The 760-nt window shown below is 63.9% G+C and carries 1 protein-coding gene; it reads right to left on the bottom strand.

All coding sequences use genetic code 11. From position 1 onward, the window contains the following. A partial coding sequence (locus AC3WL8_RS39935; protein ID WP_492380260.1) for an ISNCY family transposase occupies window positions 1–650 on the bottom strand: 650 nt, incomplete at its 3' end. Between the last annotated feature and the right edge of the window lie 110 nt (window positions 651–760).

Here is a 760-nt window from a genome sequence, read left to right as displayed (position 1 = left end):
CGGAAGACACTGAACTTGTCGCTGTAGAACGCCATCGGCTTGCCGTGGCGCTCAATGTAGGCGCGTGTGGCGGTGAAGTACGCTGGTGTGGATTCCGATGGGACGAACAGCAACTGCATCAGCCGACTGGTGGCATCGTCGACAAACACCAGTAGCGTGCAGGCCGGGGCCCGGTCCTCGAACCAGGCGTGGTCGCTGCCGTCGATCTGCACCAGCTCGCCCAGGCAGGCGCGGCGGTTGCGCGGCTGGTGCACCTTGGGCGGGCGCAGCTTCCTGGGGATCCAAAAACCGGCGTCGATCATGATCCGGCGCACCGTTTCCGTGGCCAGGTTGATGCCATGGCGCTCGCGCAGCTTCTCGGCCGCCAGCGTGGGGCCGAAGTCGGCGTAGCTGTCGCGGATCAGGCCCCGGACACGGGATTCCAGCCCGGGCGGGAGCTGGCGGTTGCTGTCACGACCACGCTTGCGCGAGCCCAAGCCGACGGGACCGTCCTCACGGTAGCGTAGTACCAGACGTTCCACCTGACGCCGTGATAAGCCGAGCTTCTCGGCCGCGCGCCATACCGACAGGCCATGATCGACCACGGCCTGAATCACCTTGAGCCGATCGAGTTCGCGCATAGTCATTGTGATGGTCTCGGGCTTGCGCATCGCGGCCTCCGGTCTCGGACAGACGGAAAGCCGCCAGCATGCCAGCCTTGGCAAGGGGGTACGACATTTCTATTTGGCTCAAGTACGACATTACTATTTGGGCCTAACAA

This window comes from Cupriavidus sp. FW305-F7 (genome assembly GCF_058782875.1).
Note: the sequence above shows the minus strand (reverse complement) of the source record. Positions and strands in the feature narration are given on the sequence as shown.